Origin of the sequence: Micromonospora chokoriensis, from assembly GCF_000718555.1 — a bacterium.
Classification (GTDB): Bacteria; Actinomycetota; Actinomycetes; order Mycobacteriales; family Micromonosporaceae; genus Micromonospora; species Micromonospora chokoriensis_B.
Window position 1 is genome coordinate 40,272 of the sequence record NZ_JOAN01000023.1, and the last position, 18,871, is coordinate 59,142.

Genomic DNA, 18,871 nt, shown 5'->3' on the forward strand with positions numbered 1-18,871 from the left:
GGGTAGGTCGGCGAAGTCGCCGCAGTCTAGCCGGAACGCGGAGGACCGTAGCCCCCGCCGGTGTGGGGGTGTGGCACAGCACGCGCTCGGACGCGCGCAGTGGCGGCACCGGAGGAGATCCGGTGCCGCCACTGAACGGTCAGAGGTACTGGCCGGTGTTGCTGGCGGTCTCGATGGACCGGCCAGCCTCGGCGCCCTTGCCGCCGGAGACGAGCGTGCGGATGTAGACGATCCGCTCGCCCTTCTTGCCGGAGATGCGCGCCCAGTCGTCGGGGTTGGTGGTGTTGGGGAGGTCTTCGTTCTCGCGGAACTCGTCGACGCAGGCGTCGAGCAGGTGCTGCAGGCGCAGCCCCTTGCGGCCCGAGGTGAGGAACTCCTTGATGGCCATCTTCTTGCTCCGGTCGACGATGTTCTGGATCATCGCGCCGGAGTTGAAGTCCTTGAAGTAGAGGACTTCCTTGTCACCGTTGGCGTAGGTGACCTCGAGGAAGCGGTTCTCCTCGGTTTCGGAGTACATCCGCAGCACCACGGCGTCGATCATCGCCGCGACGGTGGCCTGGGGGTCGGTGCCGTGCTCGGCCAGGTCGTCCGGGTGCAGGGGCAGCCCGGAGAGGATGTACTTGGAGAAGATGTCCTTGGCCGCTTCGGCGTCCGGTCGCTCGATCTTGATCTTCACGTCGAGCCGACCGGGGCGCAGGATCGCCGGGTCGATCATGTCTTCCCGGTTGGAGGCGCCGATGACGATGACGTTCTCCAGCCCCTCCACGCCGTCGATCTCGCTGAGCAGCTGCGGGACGATGGTGTTCTCCACATCGGAGGAGACACCGGAGCCGCGGGTCCGGAAGATCGAGTCCATCTCGTCGAAGAACACGATCACCGGCGTGCCCTCGCCGGCCTTCTCCCGTGCGCGCTGGAAGATGAGCCGGATGTGCCGCTCGGTCTCACCGACGTACTTGTTGAGCAGCTCGGGGCCCTTGATGTTGAGGAAGAAGCTGGTGTGCTTCTCCTTGCCCTGACGCTCGGCGATCTTCTTGGCCAGCGAGTTGGCCACCGCCTTGGCGATGAGCGTCTTGCCACAGCCGGGCGGGCCGTAGAGCAGGATGCCCTTGGGCGGGCGGAGCTGGTGCTCACGGAACAGGTCCGCGTGCAGGAACGGCAGCTCCACCGCGTCGCGGATCTGCTCGATCTGCGACTGGAGGCCACCGATGTCGCCGTAGTCGACGTCGGGCACCTCCTCCAGGACCAGCTCCTCGACCTCGCTCTTCGGGATCCGCTCGTACGCGTACGCCGAGCGGGGCTCGATCATGAGCGAGTCGCCAGCCCGGATCGCCGAGCCGATGAGCGTCTCGGCGAGGTGCACGATGCGCTCCTCGTCGGAGTGGGAGACCACCAGCGCCCGGTCGCCCGGACCGCCGTTCGGCCCCTCCAGGATCTCCTTGAGCATCACGACCTCGCCGACCCGCTCGTAGCCGAACGCGTCGACGATGTTGAGCGCGTCGTTGAGCAGGACCTCCTGGCCACGCCGCAGGTCACCCACGTCGAGCGAGGGCGAGACCGCGACCCGTAGTTTGCGCCCGCCGGTGAAGACGTCCACCGTGCCATCGTCGTGCTTGGCCAGGAAGACGCCGTACCCACTCGGCGGTTGCGCGAGCCGGTCGATCTCTTCCTTGAGCGTCACGATCTGCGTGCGAGCTTCCTTGAGGGTGCTCACCAACCGGTCGTTGTTCTCGGTCAGCCGCGCCAACTGAGCCTGGGTGGCCGCCAGCCGCTCTTCGAGCTGCCGGACGTGTCGGGGGCTTTCGGTCAACTTACGCCGCACCAGGGCGAGTTCCTCTTGCAGGAACGCGACCTGCGTGGAGAGATCGTGGGCTTCCTTCTCCCACCGTGCGGCGCGCGAGTCCGCGTCGTCGCTACGTGCTGCCACGTCCCACCTCCCCGGGGGGCTTGAACGTTCTGCCCTAACACTAGCCGCTATGAGGCCGATTCGGTCCCACGCAACACCCTCGTCACCGAACCTTGATCGCCAAGGGTGGCCTGACGGGCCGTTACTGGCGTTCAGGTACCGTCGAAGCGTGGCACGGGAGAACATGGGGGGTGCACCGATGGCCGAGGTCGCGACCGACGAGTTGCAGGTCTGGGTGGACCAGGATCTCTGCACGGGCGACGGGCTCTGCGTGCAGTACGCGCCGGAGGTGTTCGAGTTCGACATCGACGGCCTGGCCTACGTCAAGGGCGTCGACGGTGAGCTGTTGATGGCGCCGGGCAGCCGGGTCGACGTCCCCGCGCACCTGCGACTCGAGGTGATCGACTCCGCGAAGGAGTGCCCGGGTGACTGCATCCACGTGGTGCGTGGCGACGGCGTCGAGGTCGCCGGCCCGGAGGCCGAGGAAGACTGACCCTCCCGCCGGCCGGGCCACGCGGCCCGGCCGGGTCGGAGAATGGGGTACGCCTCAGAGCATCGGACGGCCGACCACCGAGGCGACCAACCGCGCGAACTCCTCCAGCCGGGCGATCTGCCCGGCCCCGCCGTCGTCGAGGGTCTTGCCGAAGCGCAGCGCGTCGTGCCGGGGTGTGCCGGCCATCTCCTCGCTCGGCGGCGCCTCGTCCAACGAGGTGAGCAGCAGGTAGACGTCGATGCTGTCGACCCGGATCTCGCCGCTCTCGGAGCGGTTGAGCCGCCGCCGGCAGCCCACCTCGGTGACGGTGGAGACCGGAACCACCCGCAGCGACGAGGTCATCGAGCCCGGGGGCCCCTCCTCCGGCGGCACGTCCTCGCCGTGCCAGAGGATGAGCCGGCTGCCGTCACAGACGACGACCTCCTGCCACACCCCGTTGACCTCGTTGACGAAGCGTTCCAGGGTGAAGCCGAGCACCGACGCGCCGCGCAGCACGCCACCGAGCGCCTCCAGGGCCACGTCCGGGTCGCGCAGGTAGGCCCGCGCCGCCGATTCCAGGTCCTGGTAGGGCGACCAGTCGGGGAAGACCGCGGGGAGGTCTCCGCCGCCGTAGCCCGGTCGGCTCATGCCAGCGTCTCCCCCTGCTCGGCGGTGCCGGCGCCCAGCTCGATGGTCACGGCCTGTCCATCTCCCCCGCACCGTTGGGCTGCGCGCCTGCCGCCTGGGCGGCAGCGGCCTGTCGGGCCGCCTCCGCCGCGCGCAGGTCCTGGCGGCGCTGCACGTACGCCTCGGTGCCCTTGCTGGGCTTACGGCGGCGCGGCGGCGCGGTGACTCCCGGGGCCAGCTTGCGCGCGGAGACCAGGAACGCGGTGTGCGCGATCATCCGGTGGTCCGGCCGCACGGCGAGGCCCTCGGCGTGCCAGTCGCGCACCAGGGACTCCCAGGCCCGCGGCTCGGTCCAGCCGCCGCGCTCGCGCAACGCCTCCACCAGCTCGGAGAGCTGCGGGGTGGTGGCGACGTAGCCGATGAACACGCCGCCGGGCACCAGCGCCCGCTCGACCATGTCGAGGGTCTCCCAGGGGGTCAGCATGTCCAGGATGATCCGGTCGAAGCCGGTCTCCTGGCACTGCGCCACGTCGCCGACGTGCAGGTTCCACGAGGGGTGCGGCCCGTTGAAGAACGCCTCGACGTTGCGCTTGGCGATCTGGGCGAAGTCGTCGCGCAGCTCGAACGAGTGCAGCTCACCCTCGGTGCCGACGGCGCGCAGCAGTGAGCAGCTCAGCGCGCCGGAGCCCGCGCCGGCCTCGAGGACCTTCGCGCCGGGGAAGATGTCACCCATCGCGACGATCTGCGCCGAGTCCTTCGGGTAGATCACCTGGGCGCCGCGCGGCATGGACAGCACGTAGTCCGACAGGAGTGGCCGCAGGGCCAGGAAAGCGGTGCCGCCACCGGAGGTGGTCACCACACTGCCGTCGGGGAGCCCGATCAGCGTGTCGTGCGCCAGGATGCCGCGGTGGGTGTGGAACTCCTTGCCGGGCTCCAGCGTCACGGTGTGCATCCGCCCCTTGGGGTCGGTCAGCTGGACCCGGTCGCCGGGCCGGAACGGCCCACGGTGCACGGGTGTCAGCGCCGGGTTGGCGGGGTCGGCGGCGACGGTGGAGGGAGTTGCGGTCACGGTGTCATCTTCCGGTTGGGTTCGAGGAGCTGTGCCAAGTCCGCGATGTGCAGAATGCCGACAACATCTTCGCCTGACGTCACCACGTACTGTGCGCCCGGGTGGGTCTGTACGGCCTCCATCACCCGCTCGCCGTCCCACCCGAGCGGCAACGTGGGAAGTGTGCCCAGCGACCGGGCGACGGCGTCCACCGCCAGCCACGGCCGGCGCTCGACCGGCACCGCGGCGGCGGCGACCGGGTCGACGAGCGCCACCGGCCGACCGGTGGAGTCGGTGACCAGCAGCGCGGAGCCGGGCTGCCCGCCCTCGGCGCGTCGGCGCTCGGCCTCGGCCAGGGGTGTGCCGGTGACCACCGGCCAGGCCGGGCGGGCCAGCCGGCCGAGGTCGATCAGCGGGAACCGGCGGCTGACCCGGGCGGCCCGGATCGACTGCCCGGCGCCGCGCCAGAGGGTGACGGCGACCAGCAGCATCAGCGGCAGCGCCAGCGGCGCCAGGTACTGCCCGAGGGCGAGTAGCAGGACCAGCGCCGCGGTGCCGACGGCGACGACCCGGCCGGCCCACCCGGCGACCTCGGTGCCGAGGTGCCGGTCGCGGGTCAGCCCCCACACGGCGGCGCGCAGCGCCCGGCCGCCGTCGAGCGGCAGCCCGGGCAGGCTGTTGAAGATCGCCACGATGACGTTGCTGACGGCGAGCTGGAACGCGAGCTGGTGGGCCACGGTCCGCTCGGGCAGGGCGAGGGTGGCGGCGACCGACAGCACGCCGAGCACCGCGGAGACCGCTGGGCCGGCCAGCGAGACCAGCAGGTCGACGCGGGGCGACGGGGCGTCCCGGTCCATTTCGGTGTAGCCGCCGAGCAGCTCCAGGGTGATCCCGCGCACACCGATGCCGTACCGCCGGGCGGTGAGGGCGTGGCCCAGCTCGTGCAGCAGCACCGAGCCGAGCAGCGACACGACGAATCCGAAACCGATCAGGTAGCCGCTGAGCTGCGACAGGTCCAGTTGTCGGCGGGCGAACTCGCCGTACAGCACCGCGATGAGCACCGCGAGCAGGACCATGGAGCCGTTGAGGTGCAGCGGCACCCCGAACACCCGGCCGACGTTCAGGCCGAGGCGTCGGTCTGGTCGGCGCGGCGGCCGGGTTGTCTGCTCCATCGCCACGATGCTACGGACCGTCGCTGTGCGGGGCGGGCGGCGGGCGGTGTCACACCGGTGCCCTAACCTTTGCCGACATGACGGCGGAACCGGTCACCACCCCCCAACCCTCCTCCCCGGCGCAGGCGCCGCCGACGGTGCGAGCCTCGCTGTCCCCGTCGCGGGCGGCTGATTTCAAGACCTGCCCGCTGCTCTACCGGTTCCGCAGCATCGACCGGCTGCCTGAGCGCACCACGATCGAGCAGGCCCGGGGCACGCTGGTGCACGCGGTGCTGGAGCGCCTGTTCGACCTGCCCGCCCCCGGCCGCACGCCGGAGGCTGCCGGTGACCTGGTGGCGCCCCAGTGGGACCGGCTGGTCACCGAGCAGCCGGAACTGGCCGGCATCTTCGACGGCGCGGAGCCGGCCGGCCCGGTGGAGTTCCTCCGCTCGGCCACCGGGCTGTTGGAGGGCTACTTCGCGGTGGAGGACCCGACCCGGCTGGAGCCGGCCGAACGCGAGAGTCTGATCTCCGCGGTGGTCGACGAGGAGTTGCTGATCCGGGGTTACCTCGACCGGCTCGACGTCGCTCCGGACGGCGCGCTGCGGGTGGTCGACTACAAGACCGGCGGCGCTCCACGAGAGGCGTTCGAGGCGCGGGCGCTGTTCCAGCTGAAGTTCTACGCGCTGGTGCTGTGGCGCACCCGGGGGGTGGTGCCGCGGGTGCTGCGGCTGCTCTACCTGCGCGACGCCGAGGTGTTGGACTACACGCCGGACGCCGACGAGCTGATCCGCTTCGAGCGCACCGTGGTGGCGCTGTGGCGGGCGATCGAGCAGGCCACCGCCCGGCAGGATTTCCGGCCCCGGCCGAGTCGGCTCTGCGACTGGTGCAGCCACCAGGCGCTCTGCCCCAGCTTCGGCGGCACCCCGCCGCCCTTCCCGGTCGCGGCGGCGAGCGCCGACCCGCTGCGCGACTCCCGGGCCACTGCGGTGACGCCGGGCGCCGACGAGTGACGGCACCGGTGAGCGACGGGTGATCCGCGACGCACCGTTTCCCGTACGGGAGGATGACCGGTGCGCGTCACGACGTCGGCGGGACGGGAGACGAGATGAGCGATCGGGTGGCCTCGGCGCGGCCGGTGCGGATCCTGCTCGCCGACGACCAGCCGCTGCTGCGGACCGGGTTCCGGATGGTGCTCGGCGCCGAGGACGACCTGGACGTGGTGGCGGAGGCCGGTGACGGCGTGGAGGCGGTGGAGCTGTCGCGTCGGCTGCTGCCCGACGTCGTCCTGATGGACGTGCGGATGCCCCGGATGGACGGGGTGGCGGCGACCCGGGCCATCGTCGACGCCCGACTGCCGGTGCGGGTGCGGGTGCTGATGCTGACCACCTTCGACCTGGACGAGTACGTGGTGGGCGCGTTGCGGGCCGGCGCCAGCGGGTTCCTGGCCAAGGACGTGCCGGCCGAGGACCTGATCGCGGCGATCCGCACGGTCGCCGCCGGGGACGCGGTGGTGACCCCTCGGATCCTGCGGCGACTGCTGGACCGCTTCGCCGAGTTGCTGCCCGACCCGGCGGCGACACCGGCGGCGGCGCTCAACGCCCTCACCGACCGGGAGCGCGAAGTGCTCGTGCAGGTCGCCCGAGGGCTGTCCAACGCCGAGATCGCGGCGGTCCTGTCGGTGAGCGAGACCACCATCAAGACCCACGTCGGGCATGTGCTGACCAAGCTGCGGCTGCGCGACCGGGTGCAGGCGGTGGTGCTGGCGTACGAGTCGGGGCTGGTCCGCCCTCGGGCGTAGCCGCACCGGCCCGGGTACCTCACCCGGCGTACTCGAAGATCCCTCCGTGGGGGGACGGCCACCGTTGCCATCGTCACCTACCGTGACCGAAGACGGCTCGGTTCGGTTGACCCTCCTGTGGCGTGAGGTGGCAGCGTTGGTGCCGCCGCCCGCCGAGCCATGGGAGAAAACGGTCGTCACTCAGGGGCAACCCTGACCCGACATCGGGGTGCACCCGCAGCGGGAAATCCGCAGCGGGTCCCCCCAAGGTCGGACGGAGCGGGTGTACGCAGCACCGATGATGGAACAGTCGCGCCGGACCATTCGGGGGGCCGGCGTGCATTTTCGGACAGACGGAAGAGGTAGATGACGTGACCGCGACGGTAGGCCAGCATGCGCAGGCCGCGGCCCGGGCGAACGACGTGTGGAAGGTGTACGGCAGCGGCGAGGCTCAGGTCATCGCGCTGCGGGGGGTCAGCGCCGAGTTCGAACGTGGCCGCTTCACCGCGATCATGGGCCCGTCGGGTTCCGGTAAGTCGACGCTCATGCACTGCCTGGCCGGTCTGGACTCGGTGACCCGGGGAACGGTGGCGATCGGTGAGACGACGGTCACCGGGCTGGGCGACGCGGGGCTGACGAAGCTGCGGCGCGACAAGGTGGGCTTCATCTTCCAGCAGTTCAACCTGCTGCCGACGCTGACCGCGAAGGAGAACATCCTGCTGCCGCTGTCGATCGCCGGGCGCAAGCCGGACCCGGCCTGGTACGACACGGTGATCGAGACGGTGGGTCTGCGGGACCGACTGGACCACCGGCCGTCGCAGCTCTCCGGTGGGCAGCAGCAGCGGGTGGCGTGCGCGCGGGCACTGGTCTCCCGCCCCGAGGTGATCTTCGCGGACGAGCCGACCGGCAACCTGGACTCGCGCGCCGGCGCGGAGGTGCTCAAGTTCCTGCGCGAGTCGGTGCGGGAGCACGGCCAGACCATCGTGATGGTCACCCACGACCCGACGGCCGCCGCGTACGCCGACCGGGTGGTCTTCCTCGCCGACGGCGAGATCGTCTCGGAGCTGATCGAGCCGACCGCCGACACGGTGCTGGACACCATGAAGAAGCTGGACACTCCGGCTGAGGTGGGCAACTGATGTTCCGCGCGACACTGAAGAGTCTGCTGGCCCGCAAGGTCCGGCTGATCCTGTCCGGCCTGGCGGTGGTGCTCGGGGTGATGTTCGTCTCCGGCGCGTTCGTGCTCACCGACACGCTGGGTCGCTCCTTCGACTCGGTCTTCGCCGACGGCTTCTCTGAGATCGACGTGAACGTCGCGGCGAAGCCGAAGGTGCAGGTCAACGAGATGGAGGGCGAGCAGACCGCCTCCCCGCTGCCGGCGGCCGTGGTGGACCGGGTCAAGCAGGTGCCGGGGGTCGCCTCGGCGACGGGCATCGTCAACGCCGACGGCGCCCGGGTGATCGGCAGGAACGGCAAGGTGGTCACCTCGTTCGGCCCGCCGCAGTTGGGCGAGAACTGGACCGGCGAGAGTGAGCTGCTGAAGCTGCGTGAGGGGCGCGCGCCGCAGGCCGAGGACGAGATCGTCATCAACAAGTCGTTGGCCACGGCCGCGAAGGTGCAGGTCGGCCAGAAGGTCGGCGTGCTCACCGCGTTCGAGTCGAAGAAGCGGGAGTTCACCCTGGTCGGCATCGCCGGTTACAGCGGTGACCGAGATTCGATCGGCGGGGTCAACGAGGTCTTCTTCACCACACCGGTGGCGCAGCGGCTGATGCTGGGCGAGCCGGACGTGTTCAGCAGCATCACGGTGAACGCCGCCGGCGGTGTGTCGGACGAGGCGCTGCGCGACGACGTGGCCCGCACGCTGGGCGCCGACTTCGAGGTGAAGACCGGCGAGCAGGTGGCCGCGGACGCCTCGGCCAGCCTGAAGGAGGGCCTGTCCTTCTTCAACAAGATCCTGCTCGGCTTCGCCGCGGTGGCGCTGCTGGTGGGCACCTTCCTGATCCTCAACACCTTCTCGATCATCGTGGCGCAGCGGACCCGGGAGTTGGCGCTGATGCGCGCCATCGGGGCCAGCGGCCGACAGATCATCGGTTCGGTGGTGCTGGAGGCCATCGCGGTCGGGTTGATCGCGTCGGTGCTCGGCCTGGCCGCCGGCATCGGGGTGGGCGCGCTGTTGGCGTTCCTGTTCGGCAAGCTCGCCGGTGGGCTCACCCTGGCCGGCATCGGTGTGCCGGCGGCGGCGGTGATCGGTTCGTTCGGCGTCGGTCTGGTGATCACCGTGGTGGCGGCGCTGCTGCCGGCGCTGCGGGCGTCCCGGATCCCGCCGATCGCGGCGATGCAGGACGTGGCCACCCCGGACCGGCCGTTGACCAAGGTCACCGTGGCCGGGTCGCTGGTCACCGGCATTGGCGCGGTGCTGCTGTTCCTCGGGCTCAGCGGCAACGCCGGCGGTCAGACGCTGGCCACCATCCTCGGTGGGGTGCTGTTCGCCTTCATCGGAGTGGCGTTGCTGACCCCACTGATCAGCCGGCCGGTGGTGAGCCTGCTCGGCGCGATCTTCTCCTGGTCGGTGCCGGGCAAGCTGGGCCGGCTCAACTCCGGGCGTAACCCGCGCCGCACGGCGATCACCGCCGCCGCGCTGATGGTCGGCATCGCGCTGGTCACCGGCGTCACGGTCATCCTCGACTCGGCCAAGGGCAGCCTCAGCGCGCTCGCCCAGGACACCATCAAGGCCGAGCTGGTGATCGCCGGCCAGCAGGGCGGCCCGCGTCCGCCGACGTTCGACCCGAGCGTGCTGGACAAGGCCAAGGCCCTGCCCGGGGTGCAGCTGGTCGACGGCGAGTACGGCGACATGGCACGGGTCGACGGCGAGGGCACCTGGGTCGCGGTGAGCAGCGACCCGGCGTCGCTGCGGCAGATCTTCGGGGCGAAGCCCACCGCCGGTGACATCGACCGGATCGGGCCGACCCAGATGCTGGCCAGCTCGGACACGGCCACCTCCCGTGGCTGGTCGGTGGGCTCGACGGTGAAGGTCCAGCTGACCCGGGGCGAGGCCCGCACCTACACGGTCAGCGGCATCTACGAGTCGTCGCAGCTGACCAACCCGGTGACGCTGCCGCCGTCCGCGGCGAAGGACTTCGCCATCCCGCAGCCCATCCAGGGCTTCATCCAGCTGGCCCCGGGCACCCGGGTGTCCGACGTGCAGCCGCAGGTCGAGGCGCTGCTCGCGGACAGCCCCGAGGTGTCGGTGGCCGACCGGGACGCGTTCATCAAGCAGCAGACCAGCTCACTCGACGGGCTGCTCACGATGATCCAGATCCTGCTCGCGCTGGCCATCGTGATCGCCGTCCTCGGCATCATCAACACCCTGGCCCTGTCGGTGCTGGAGCGGACCCGCGAGTTGGGTCTGCTGCGGGCGATCGGCCTGCGCCGGTCCCAGACCATGGGCATGATCACCGTGGAGGCGGTGGTGATCTCGGTGTTCGGCGCGCTGCTCGGCGTCGCGGTGGGCACCGGCCTCGGCGCCGCGGTGGTCGAGGCGCTCAAGGACGAGGGCATCACCGACCTGATCCTGCCCTGGGGGCAGATGGGTCTCTTCCTCGGCCTCGCCGCCATCATCGGCGTGGTGGCCGCGGTGCTCCCGGCCATCCGGGCGGCCCGGATCAACGTCCTGGGCGCCATCGCCCACGACTGATCGGCACTCCCGAGACCCCCGGTCGCCATCCGCGCGACCGGGGGTCTCGGCTTGTCCCATTCCCCCTCGGCGCCCGCCCCCGACTGCCAGGCTGGTGCTGCCGGCAGGTCGTCGGCCCGCCCACGACCCGGGCGGCCGGAGAGCCGGGGCCGGTGAAATGACCGATCAGGACGCGTACCAGCGGGCACTCGACAACGCCGAGCGGCTGCTCGGCCAGCCGTTGGTCCTGCCGCTCGGCGAGGGCGAACCGTCGGTGGGGCAGGACTTCCGTCGACTCGCCACCGTGCAGACCTTCGGCGCGGCCTGGCCCCGGGAGGGCCTGGATCTGCGCAGCCGGTGCCTGGTCTCGGTGGCGATCGCCGCCGCCCTCGGCACCCACGAGCCCCTGCGCGGGCAGCTGCGCATCGCGCTGACCTCGGGCGTGACCAGGGAGGAGATCGTCGAACTGTTCATCCACCTGGCCGCGTACGCGGGGGCCGCGCGGGCGTTCGACAGCTACCAGGTGGTCGCCGCGGTCTTCGCCGAGCGCCCCTGACCAGCGCCGGCTGGGTCAGCCGGTCGCCGCGGCCCGATCGGTCAGCAGCGCCGCGAGCAGCTCCAGGTCCACACCGGTCAGGCTCTCCACCTGGTGTACGCCGACAGTGCTGGGCAACGCCACCTCCGCCGGTACGGCCAGCACCGCAGCGCCCGAGGCGAGCGCGCTGGCCACCCCGGTCGGTGAGTCCTCGATCGCCACGCAGCGCTCGATCGGCACACCCAGCAGCCGGGCCGCGGTCAGGTAGGGCTCGGGGTGCGGCTTGGCCGCCACCACCTCGTCGCCGCAGACCACCGTGTCGAAGTTGTCCCGACCGAGGGTGTCCAGGGCGATCTCGACAAGCGCCCGAGGGCTGGAGGTGACAAGCGCGGTGGGGATCCCCGCCGCGCGGACCGCACGCAGCAGGTCGAACGCGCCAGGTTGCCAAGGCAGACCGGTGCGGAACAGCTCCAGGATTCGGGCGTTGATCCACGCCCCGCTGATCTCCGGATCCCGCTCGGGTTGCCCCAGGTCGTCGTGCAGGAGGCGCATCGACTCAGCCATGGCGGTGCCGATGATCGACCGGCGGGCGTCGACGGAGAGTTCACCCCCGTACTCCCGGGCGAGTTCCTGCAACGCGACGTCCCACAGCTTCTCGCTGTCGACCAACGTGCCGTCCATGTCGAAGAGCACGGCGGCGGGGTGATGGCTGCTCAGCGGAACCTCCAGGGTCGTGACCGACACCGGCGATCCTGCCAGCACCACCCGTGACCGGTGGCGGCAACGGGCATCGGGGTGATCCGGGCAACCCCGCTCAGCCCAGGTCGCACTCCTTCAGGGAACCCTCGTAGCCCCGGAAGAACCTGTCGGTGCGCTGCTCGGCGGTGCCGTGCGCCCCCTCCGCGAACCACGGCTGGTCCGGGTCGTCGCCGACCGCCGCCACCCCCTCCCGGAACTCGTCCAGGTCGCCCTCGGCGAGGGTCAGGGCACCGGAGCGCACCGAGTCGCCGAGGTACGCCCCGGCCATGCAGTCGGCCTGCAACTCCTGCTGGATGGTGAAGTTGTAGTTGATGCCGAGGCGCACCTGGATGGCGTGCGCGTACTCGTGCCCCAGCAGGTAGAACACGAACGCGTCGCCGACCTGGCGGAACGCCGCCACCGACCACGCCACGTCGTACGCGATGAAGTCGCCCCGCGAGCAGTAGACGGCGTTGTTGCGGGGCAACGGCTGCCCGCCGCAGGACACCTCGCCGTCGCGCTGGTACGGGATGATCCGCCGGACCGGTTGGAACCGCTGCCCGGACTCCTTGAACTGGGCCGCCCAGTACCGCTCGGCGACCGCCTGCGCGTCGGCGACGTCCTGCTCGAACTCGGCGACGCTTGTGGTGCTGTCGGCCCGGGTGGTGCCCGGCGCCGGCGAGGCGGCCGACGGGCTCGCCCCCGGGCGCTCCGCCTCCGGCTCGGCCAGCCCACCGCCGGCGCAGGCGAGCGACACCAGCGCGGCGATCAGCAGACCCGCCACCGGGCCCCGCGCGTCGCGTCCGAACCGTGCCCCCACTGTGCCTCCCCAGACATCGGCGCTCACGCTGCGCCGTACCCCGACGATACGACCGCCACGCCCATCACCGGATTCACGCGCAGGGTGGCCCAACGGTTCACGCCGGTGGGGCGTTCAGCCACTGGACTCCCGGCCGCGCTGCCAGGTGCTCCCCTGGTCACCGTGCCGCTCGGCCTCGTACCGCTGCTGGCGCCCCCGAGCCTCCCGCCCAGCCACCGGATCGTCGCCCGCTGCCTCACCGGACCGCCCCCGCCACACCAAGACCCCGCCCGCAACACCGGCCAGAACCACAAAAACCGAAACCACCACCCACACAGTCCCCATCCCGCCAACCTAACCGCCGCTCACCACCCCGCACCTCCGGTGATCATGAAGTTAGCGTCACTCGGCCCGGCGTGTCGTGACGCTAACTTCATGATCGACAGGTCGGGTGGGTTCAGCGCGTCCGGGGGCGGGGGGCGGGTTCGACGTCTCCTGTGGGGGTGCCGGGATGGCGTCGCCGCCCGCCGGGTGGGCCGGCGGGCCGTGCGGGTCAGGGGCTGGCGGCCAGGAAGACGAAGGCGGCCAGCAGCACCAGGTGTACGCCGCCCTGCAAGACGTTGGCCCGGCCGGGCACCACGGTGAGCACGGAGGTCACGGCGGTGAGCGCGAGCAGGGCGAGCTGGGTGCCGCCGAGGCCGAGCAGAAGCGGACCGTCCAGCCAGATCGAGGCGATCGCGATGGCGGGGATGGTCAGGCCGATGCTGGCCATCGCCGAGCCGAGCGCGAGGTTCAGGCTGATCTGCACTCGGTCGCGGCGGGCGGCGCGGGCGGCGGCCAGGGTCTCCGGCAGCAGCACCAGCAGGGCGATGATCACGCCGACGAAGGCGTGCGGCAGGTTCGCCGCGGCGACGCCGGCCTCGATGGTCGGGGAGACTGTCTTGGCGTCGCCGACCACCGCGATCAGCGCCACCAGCAGCAGCCCCAGGCTGACCAGCGCCGCGCGGGTCGTCGGCGGCTTGGCGTGCTCCTCCGCGTCGATCACCTGGCCCCGGCTGTCGACCGGCAGGAAGTAGTCGCGGTGCCGGCCGGTCTGCACGAGCACGAACAGCCCGTAGAGCGCCAGCGAGGCGACGGCCGCGAAGGCGAGCTGGGCCGGGCTGAACTCGGGGCCGGGCCGGGCGGTGGTGAAGGTCGGAATGACCAGACTCAGGGTGGCCAGGGTGATCACGGTGGCCAGAGCCCCGCCGGTGCCCTCCGGGTTGAAGACCGCGACGCGTCGGCGTAGCGCCCCGAGCAGCAGGGACAGGCCGAGGATCCCGTTACAGGTGATCATGACGGCGGCGAAGACGGTGTCCCGGGCGAGCGACTGGGTCTTCTCCGGCCCGCTGATCATCAGCGTGACGATGAGGGCGACCTCGATCACGGTGACCGCGACGGCGAGCACCAACGACCCGTACGGCTCCCCCACCCGGTGGGCGACCACCTCCGCGTGGTGCACGGCCGCGAGCACAGCGCCGCCCAACAGCAGCGCGACCACCACGATGATCGGGCCGGGCAGGTTCCGCCCCCAGGTGGCGATCAACACCAGGACAGCGAGCACGGGTACGACGACAGTCCAGTCGGTCAGGCGGGAGCGAAGCAGGGCGGCCATGCCGTACAGAGTGCCAGGTCAGGTGATCATGTGCCCACCATCGACGCAGCGGTCCGCGGTGTCGGCGGTCCACACCGGGCAAATCTGTAACCCATAGGTTACGCTTCTGGAGTGGATGAGGTGGCCGTCGCGATCGCGGACCCGGTCCGGCGACACATCCTGAGCATGTTGCGCGACGAACCCCGCTCCGCCGGCGACATCGCCCAGCGATTCACGATCAGCCGGCCCGCCATCAGCCGCCACCTGCGGGTCCTGCGCGAAAGTGGGCTGGTCCGCGACGAGCTGGTCGGCCGCCAACGGATCTACCGACTCGATCCCGGCCCGCTCGCTCCGCTGCTCGACTGGCTCACCGGGCTCACCACAATCGACCGGTGGGAGCGGCACCTCGACGCGTTGGAGACCGAGGTCTATCGCACCCGCCGAGAGCGCCGCAGCCGCGGCCCGGCGGAGCACCGAAGGGAGCACACGGCATGACCCGTACACCCGCCGGACGCCTGTTTCGCACCGACACCGGACACGATCTCGTCCTCACCCGGACCTTCCGCGCCGCGGCGGCGGACGTCTGGGCCAGCCTGACCGAGTCGGAGCGCACGGCCCGCTGGTTCGGCCCGTGGGAGGGCGACGCCGGGCCCGGACGGACCATCCGGGTCCAGATGGCGTACGAGGAGCAGCAGCCCTGGTGTGAGGTTCGCATCGACGCGTGCGAACCGGGAGAGCGCCTCGCCGTCTCGATGATCGACAGCTACGGCACCTGGCTGTTGGAGCTGTCGCTGACCGAGACCGACGGCAGCACCGAGCTGCGGTTCGTGCAACACCTGAGCAACATCGAGGGCATCGCCGAGGTGGGCGCCGGCTGGGAGTACTACCTGGACATGCTCGTCGCCTCCCGGGACGGCTCGCCGCGCCCGGAGTTCGACGACTACCACCCCGCGATGCGGCCCTACTACCAAGGGCTGGCCGCCGCCCCGGGCGGTTAGGGGTCGAGTGCCCGCCGCAGCCTGGCGAACTCGGCGGTCAACGCCGGCAGGGGGAAGTGCGCGTTGAGCCCACTGGGGTTCGGCAGCACCCAGACCCGGGCCGGGCCCAGCCGATCCGGTCGCGCACCCAGCCCGGCCTTCGGCTGGGCGAAGGCGATCCGGTACGCGGTCACCCCGAGGATCGCCACCCAGCGCGGCCGGTAGCGCTCGGCCTTCACCGCCAACCCGGTGACCCCGGCCACCAGCTCCTCCGCCGTCAGCTCGGCAGCGCGGGCGGTGGCCCGGTTGCTCAGGCTGGTGATGCCCAGGCCCTGCCGCAGCAACTCGTCGCGTTCCCACGAGTGCAGCTGCCGATCGGTGAAGCCAGCCCCGTGCAGAGCCGGCCAGAACCGGCTGCCCCGACGGGCGAACGGCTCCCCCACGGCGGCCGAATAGAGGCCCGGGTTGTAGCCACAGAACAGCACTCGCAGCCCGGGGCCGATGATGTCCGGCAGACCTCGGCCGGCCGCCGCCGCCACCTCCTGCGGGGTCGGTCGCCGCGCCGGCCCCGCACGCTGCGCGTCCATCCCACCGATCCTGCCCTACGCCCCGATGCCGGGCCCGGCGTACGTCTTGACACCCTCAACGGATGCAGTCAACCGACCACCTCGCCGCCAGCCGTTACGCGCGGATGCGCTGGAACACTCCGCTCTCGCCGGAGCACGCCGCGCTGCTGCTGCAACGGCTCGACATCCGCCCCGGCGCGCGCGTGCTCGACCTCGGTTGTGGCTGGGGTGAGCTGCTGCTGCGGGCGGTCGCCGCTGGCGGTGTCTCCGGCCCGGTCGCGACCAGGGGCGTCGGCGTCGACACCGACGATGCCGCGCTCGCCCGGGGGCGGCGGCTCGCCGCGGGTCGGTCGTTGAACCGGCACGTCGCCTTCGTGATGGGGGAAGCGGCGGCCTGGCAGGAGCCCGCCGACCGGGTCCTCTGCATCGGCTCGGCCCACGCCTTCGGCGGCACCTCGGCCGCGCTCGACGCGCTCGCCGCCGTGGTCCGCCCCGGTGGGCGGCTGCTGTTCGGCGACGCGTACTGGGAGCGGCCCCCCACGGCGGAGATCGCCGAGGTCTTCGGCCCGGAGGTCCCGACCCTTTCCGGGCTGATCGAGGCCGCCCGTGAGCGCGGCTGGCGGTTGTTGCACCTGAGCACCGCCGACCAGCGGGAGTGGGACGACTTCGAGTCCACCTGGCTGGCCGGGCGGCAGGAGTGGCTGCTGGCGTACCCGGAGGATCCCCGCGCGGCCGACGTCCGCGCGGAGCTCGACGACCGGCTGCGTCAGTACGTCGGCGGTTACCGAGGCGTCCTCGGCCTCGCCTACCTCGTGCTCGGCCGCTGACGGCTCGCCCTTGACGCCGCTGGCTACGCTGCGCGTGGTGAGCGCCGGACCTCGTCTCGCCCTGCCCTGGCGGATCCTCGTCGTGGTCGTCGGCGCCGTGCTGGTGTGGCTCGTCCTGGGTGCCCTACTCGATCGCGACTACGACCGACCCACCCACGCGGTCGGGGCGATCCTCACCACCGCTGTCGTCGTACCCCTGGTGGTTGTCGCCCGTCGTTTCCTGGACCGACGCCCGTGGGCCGGCCTCGGGTTGCCATCGCTGCGCGCCGGCTGGCGACGGCTGCTGCTCGGCGCGGCCTGCTGGCTCGTCCCCGCCGCGGCGGGGTTCGCGCTCTGCCTCGGCCTCGGCTGGGTCGAGATCAGCGTCCGGACGTCCGTCGGGGATGTGCTGCGGGTGGCGGCGCTGCTGATCGTGCTGGTCTTCCTGAAGGAGGCGCTGCCGGAGGAGCTGGTCTTCCGTGGGTACCTTCAGCGCAACCTCGCCACCCGGCTGCCGGCCGGGCAGGCGGTCATCGGGCAGGCCGTGCTCTTCACCCTCTTCGGGTTCCTCATCGGGGCGGCCCGATCCGTCGACCGGCTCGCCCTCTTCTTCGTCTTCGCGCTGCTACTGGGGGCCTTCCGCACCGTCACCGGCGACATCTGGGCCGGCATCGGCCTGCATGTCGCCTTCCAGACGGTCGCTCAGCTCTTCGGGGACGTCGGGGCGGTCTTCGAGGTGGCCGGCGCGGGCGTCCTGGGGGTCGTGGCCATGGGTGCCATCCCCTTCTCGGTCAGCTGGCTCGTGCTGCGGCACCTTTATCGGGGCCGCCTGAACTGGCGTGCCCTCGCACCAGACCCGGCGCGCTGAGAGCTGAAGCCTCGGCGTTTGGCCCACCCGCCCGACCGGCGTGGGGAAGAGTGACAGGCGAGAGCTGTGCGAGCGACAGCACGGCGTCGGCCGCGTACGGAGGTTTTCAGATGAGCGACACGTCCCCGGCCACGTCTGCCCGCAATGTCGTACTGGTCCACGGCGCGTACGCCGACGGCTCCTCCTGGTCCGACGTCATCCCCCTCCTGCAGCGAGCCGGGCTGACGGTCACCGCGGTGCAGAACCCGCTGACCACCCTGGCCGACGACGTCGCCGCCACCAACCGTGCCCTCGACCGCCAGGACGGGCCGACGGTGCTGGCGGGCCACTCCTGGGCCGGCACGGTCATCAGCGAGGCCGGCAACCATCCGATGGTTAGCGCCCTGGTGTACGTCGCGGCCCGCGCGCCGGACGCCGGGGAGGACTACGCCGCGCTCGCCGCGAAGTTCCCCACGCCGCCGGCGAACGCTGGTCTCGTGCACCACGGCGGGTACGCGCAGCTGACCGAGAGCGCCTTCCTGAGCGACTTCGCCGGTGGCGTCGACGAGGCCCGCGCCCGTGCCCTGTACGCGGTGCAGGGGCCGATCGCCGACGACCTCTTCAAGGGCCGCACGACGACGGCCGCCTGGCGGGACAAGCCCTGCTACTACTCGATCTCCACGCAGGACCGGACGACCGCTCCGGAGCTGGAACGGTTCCTGGCCGAGCGGATGAACGCGACGACCATCGAGGTCGAGTCCTCACACCTCGCCATGGTCACCCACCCGGAGACGATCGCCGACCTGATCCTCATGGCGACCCGGGGCAGCCGAGGCTAACCGCGACGTCCGGCCGTGTCGGGTAGTCGCGATCCGGCCAGGCGACCAGTTCGACGTTGAGTCCCGGATCGACGTCGTCGGCGTAGTAGGTGACCCTAGCCAGAGTCAGCGCCGTGCGCATGTCGTACGCCTCCTCGGTGGACATGTCACCGACCATACGTCCCGACTCCACTTTGACGCCGGCCGTGCGCGGGCGTGCTCGGGTCGGAACGCCTGGGCTTGACGAGGCGTATAGATCAGAGGTTTACTGCGTCAGCGACGCCAATCGATGAATTGTTATCGCTCACAGTGTCTAGTAGGGATCGTCGGCTGGCCCAGCACACCACCCCACCACCCCACCATCGCGCAGCACCTCAGCCGAGCATCGGCGGCCCGGCTTCCGCACCACCGCCACCCTGACCCCTGGCCTGCCCATGCGCACGCCCTGAGGTCGACGCTCAGCAGAGGAGCAAGACCATGCGTTCCCGTCCCCGCCTG

General features: G+C 71.4%; 20 protein-coding genes. 11 read left to right on the plus strand and 9 right to left on the minus strand.

Annotated features, from left to right (window positions below):
- Positions 1 to 139 precede the first annotated feature (139 nt).
- Positions 140 to 1,924, minus strand: a complete 1,785-nt coding sequence (gene arc / locus IF46_RS0126395) for a proteasome ATPase (RefSeq protein ID WP_030491080.1) — start codon at positions 1,922 to 1,924, stop codon at positions 140 to 142.
- Between the two features lie 178 nt (positions 1,925 to 2,102).
- On the opposite strand from arc, the gene IF46_RS0126400 reads away from it, so the two are divergent.
- Entirely contained in the window at positions 2,103 to 2,396 is a 294-nt protein-coding gene (locus IF46_RS0126400) for a ferredoxin (RefSeq protein WP_030491081.1), read from the plus strand.
- A gap of 54 nt (positions 2,397 to 2,450) precedes the next feature.
- Here IF46_RS0126400 and IF46_RS0126405 read toward each other — a convergent pair whose 3' ends face one another.
- The 3 genes from IF46_RS0126405 to IF46_RS0126415 are packed head-to-tail and all read right to left on the minus strand — an operon-like array spanning position 2,451 to position 5,222.
- A complete protein-coding gene (locus IF46_RS0126405; protein ID WP_030491082.1) occupies positions 2,451 to 3,023 on the minus strand; it encodes a hypothetical protein in 573 nt (190 codons plus the stop codon).
- A 46-nt stretch (positions 3,024 to 3,069) separates the two neighbouring features.
- On the minus strand, positions 3,070 to 4,071 hold the full coding sequence (locus IF46_RS0126410) for a tRNA (adenine-N1)-methyltransferase (RefSeq protein ID WP_030491083.1): 1,002 nt from the start codon (positions 4,069 to 4,071) through the stop codon (positions 3,070 to 3,072).
- Positions 4,068 to 5,222, minus strand: a complete 1,155-nt coding sequence (locus IF46_RS0126415) for a site-2 protease family protein (RefSeq protein WP_030491084.1) — start codon at positions 5,220 to 5,222, stop codon at positions 4,068 to 4,070. Before IF46_RS0126415 ends, IF46_RS0126410 begins: the two co-directional genes overlap by 4 nt.
- Before the next feature lie 77 nt (positions 5,223 to 5,299).
- Between IF46_RS0126415 and IF46_RS0126420 the strand changes: the two genes are divergently transcribed.
- The 5 genes from IF46_RS0126420 (at position 5,300) to IF46_RS0126440 (ending at position 11,210) form a co-directional block, all read left to right on the plus strand.
- Positions 5,300 to 6,214 (plus strand): RecB family exonuclease, encoded by a 915-nt coding sequence (locus tag IF46_RS0126420; protein ID WP_030491085.1) that lies wholly within the window; start codon positions 5,300 to 5,302, stop codon positions 6,212 to 6,214.
- Positions 6,215 to 6,309: 95 nt separating this feature from the next.
- A complete protein-coding gene (locus IF46_RS0126425; protein ID WP_030491086.1) occupies positions 6,310 to 7,002 on the plus strand; it encodes a response regulator in 693 nt (230 codons plus the stop codon).
- Between the two features lie 350 nt (positions 7,003 to 7,352).
- Entirely contained in the window at positions 7,353 to 8,120 is a 768-nt protein-coding gene (locus tag IF46_RS0126430) for an ABC transporter ATP-binding protein (protein WP_030491087.1), read from the plus strand.
- On the plus strand, positions 8,120 to 10,675 hold the full coding sequence (locus IF46_RS0126435; protein ID WP_030491088.1) for an ABC transporter permease: 2,556 nt from the start codon (positions 8,120 to 8,122) through the stop codon (positions 10,673 to 10,675). The genes IF46_RS0126430 and IF46_RS0126435 overlap by 1 nt, the downstream gene beginning before the upstream one ends.
- A gap of 157 nt (positions 10,676 to 10,832) precedes the next feature.
- Complete coding sequence (locus IF46_RS0126440) at positions 10,833 to 11,210, plus strand: carboxymuconolactone decarboxylase family protein (RefSeq protein WP_030491089.1); 378 nt, start codon at positions 10,833 to 10,835, stop codon at positions 11,208 to 11,210.
- Between the two features lie 15 nt (positions 11,211 to 11,225).
- Here IF46_RS0126440 and IF46_RS0126445 read toward each other — a convergent pair whose 3' ends face one another.
- From IF46_RS0126445 to IF46_RS0126460, 3 genes are all read right to left on the minus strand, one after another.
- Entirely contained in the window at positions 11,226 to 11,882 is a 657-nt protein-coding gene (locus tag IF46_RS0126445; protein ID WP_030491090.1) for an HAD family hydrolase, read from the minus strand.
- Between the two features lie 121 nt (positions 11,883 to 12,003).
- The gene (locus IF46_RS0126450) at positions 12,004 to 12,774 is read right to left on the minus strand and encodes a neutral zinc metallopeptidase (protein ID WP_269640108.1); all 771 of its coding nucleotides are present in this window, start codon (positions 12,772 to 12,774) and stop codon (positions 12,004 to 12,006) included.
- Positions 12,775 to 13,279: 505 nt separating this feature from the next.
- Positions 13,280 to 14,380 (minus strand): calcium:proton antiporter, encoded by a 1,101-nt coding sequence (locus tag IF46_RS0126460; RefSeq protein WP_030491093.1) that lies wholly within the window; start codon positions 14,378 to 14,380, stop codon positions 13,280 to 13,282.
- Positions 14,381 to 14,491: 111 nt separating this feature from the next.
- Between IF46_RS0126460 and IF46_RS0126465 the strand changes: the two genes are divergently transcribed.
- Together IF46_RS0126465 and IF46_RS0126470 are read left to right on the plus strand one after the other, a co-directional pair.
- Positions 14,492 to 14,854 carry an ArsR/SmtB family transcription factor gene (locus IF46_RS0126465; RefSeq protein WP_036393345.1) on the plus strand — a complete coding sequence of 121 codons (363 nt, stop codon included), beginning with the start codon at positions 14,492 to 14,494 and terminating at the stop codon, positions 14,852 to 14,854.
- On the plus strand, positions 14,851 to 15,357 hold the full coding sequence (locus tag IF46_RS0126470) for an SRPBCC family protein (RefSeq protein WP_030491095.1): 507 nt from the start codon (positions 14,851 to 14,853) through the stop codon (positions 15,355 to 15,357). Before IF46_RS0126465 ends, IF46_RS0126470 begins: the two co-directional genes overlap by 4 nt.
- On the opposite strand, the gene mug is transcribed toward IF46_RS0126470, so the two are convergent.
- Positions 15,354 to 15,923: a G/U mismatch-specific DNA glycosylase gene (gene mug, locus IF46_RS0126475; RefSeq protein WP_030491096.1), complete on the minus strand. Its 570-nt coding sequence runs from the start codon at positions 15,921 to 15,923 to the stop codon at positions 15,354 to 15,356. The two genes, IF46_RS0126470 and mug, sit on opposite strands and share 4 nt — an antisense overlap.
- A 62-nt stretch (positions 15,924 to 15,985) precedes the next feature.
- On the opposite strand from mug, the gene IF46_RS0126480 reads away from it, so the two are divergent.
- The 3 genes from IF46_RS0126480 to IF46_RS0126490 all read left to right on the plus strand — a co-directional run bounded on the left by IF46_RS0126480 (position 15,986) and on the right by IF46_RS0126490 (position 18,394).
- Entirely contained in the window at positions 15,986 to 16,729 is a 744-nt protein-coding gene (locus IF46_RS0126480) for an SAM-dependent methyltransferase (protein ID WP_030491097.1), read from the plus strand.
- Positions 16,730 to 16,766: 37 nt separating this feature from the next.
- Complete coding sequence (locus IF46_RS0126485) at positions 16,767 to 17,576, plus strand: CPBP family intramembrane glutamic endopeptidase (RefSeq protein WP_030491098.1); 810 nt, start codon at positions 16,767 to 16,769, stop codon at positions 17,574 to 17,576.
- Between the two features lie 110 nt (positions 17,577 to 17,686).
- Complete coding sequence (locus IF46_RS0126490; protein ID WP_030491099.1) at positions 17,687 to 18,394, plus strand: alpha/beta fold hydrolase; 708 nt, start codon at positions 17,687 to 17,689, stop codon at positions 18,392 to 18,394.
- Here the strand turns inward: IF46_RS0126490 and IF46_RS0126495 are convergent.
- On the minus strand, positions 18,366 to 18,539 hold the full coding sequence (locus IF46_RS0126495) for a hypothetical protein (RefSeq protein WP_157563497.1): 174 nt from the start codon (positions 18,537 to 18,539) through the stop codon (positions 18,366 to 18,368). The genes IF46_RS0126490 and IF46_RS0126495 overlap by 29 nt on opposite strands.
- Positions 18,540 to 18,871: the final 332 nt, after the last annotated feature.

Coding starts and splice junctions, on each gene's coding strand:
- IF46_RS0126400 (WP_030491081.1), top strand. CDS start 2,103: ATGGCCGAGGTCGCGACCGACGAGTTGCAGGTCTGGGTGGACCAGGAT.
- IF46_RS0126405 (WP_030491082.1), bottom strand. CDS start 3,023: ATGAGCCGACCGGGCTACGGCGGCGGAGACCTCCCCGCGGTCTTCCCC.
- IF46_RS0126415 (WP_030491084.1), bottom strand. CDS start 5,222: ATGGAGCAGACAACCCGGCCGCCGCGCCGACCAGACCGACGCCTCGGC.
- IF46_RS0126420 (WP_030491085.1), top strand. CDS start 5,300: ATGACGGCGGAACCGGTCACCACCCCCCAACCCTCCTCCCCGGCGCAG.
- IF46_RS0126425 (WP_030491086.1), top strand. CDS start 6,310: ATGAGCGATCGGGTGGCCTCGGCGCGGCCGGTGCGGATCCTGCTCGCC.
- IF46_RS0126435 (WP_030491088.1), top strand. CDS start 8,120: ATGTTCCGCGCGACACTGAAGAGTCTGCTGGCCCGCAAGGTCCGGCTG.
- IF46_RS0126440 (WP_030491089.1), top strand. CDS start 10,833: ATGACCGATCAGGACGCGTACCAGCGGGCACTCGACAACGCCGAGCGG.
- IF46_RS0126460 (WP_030491093.1), bottom strand. CDS start 14,380: ATGGCCGCCCTGCTTCGCTCCCGCCTGACCGACTGGACTGTCGTCGTA.
- IF46_RS0126470 (WP_030491095.1), top strand. CDS start 14,851: ATGACCCGTACACCCGCCGGACGCCTGTTTCGCACCGACACCGGACAC.
- mug (WP_030491096.1), bottom strand. CDS start 15,923: ATGGACGCGCAGCGTGCGGGGCCGGCGCGGCGACCGACCCCGCAGGAG.
- IF46_RS0126480 (WP_030491097.1), top strand. CDS start 15,986: ATGCAGTCAACCGACCACCTCGCCGCCAGCCGTTACGCGCGGATGCGC.
- IF46_RS0126490 (WP_030491099.1), top strand. CDS start 17,687: ATGAGCGACACGTCCCCGGCCACGTCTGCCCGCAATGTCGTACTGGTC.
- IF46_RS0126495 (WP_157563497.1), bottom strand. CDS start 18,539: ATGTCCACCGAGGAGGCGTACGACATGCGCACGGCGCTGACTCTGGCT.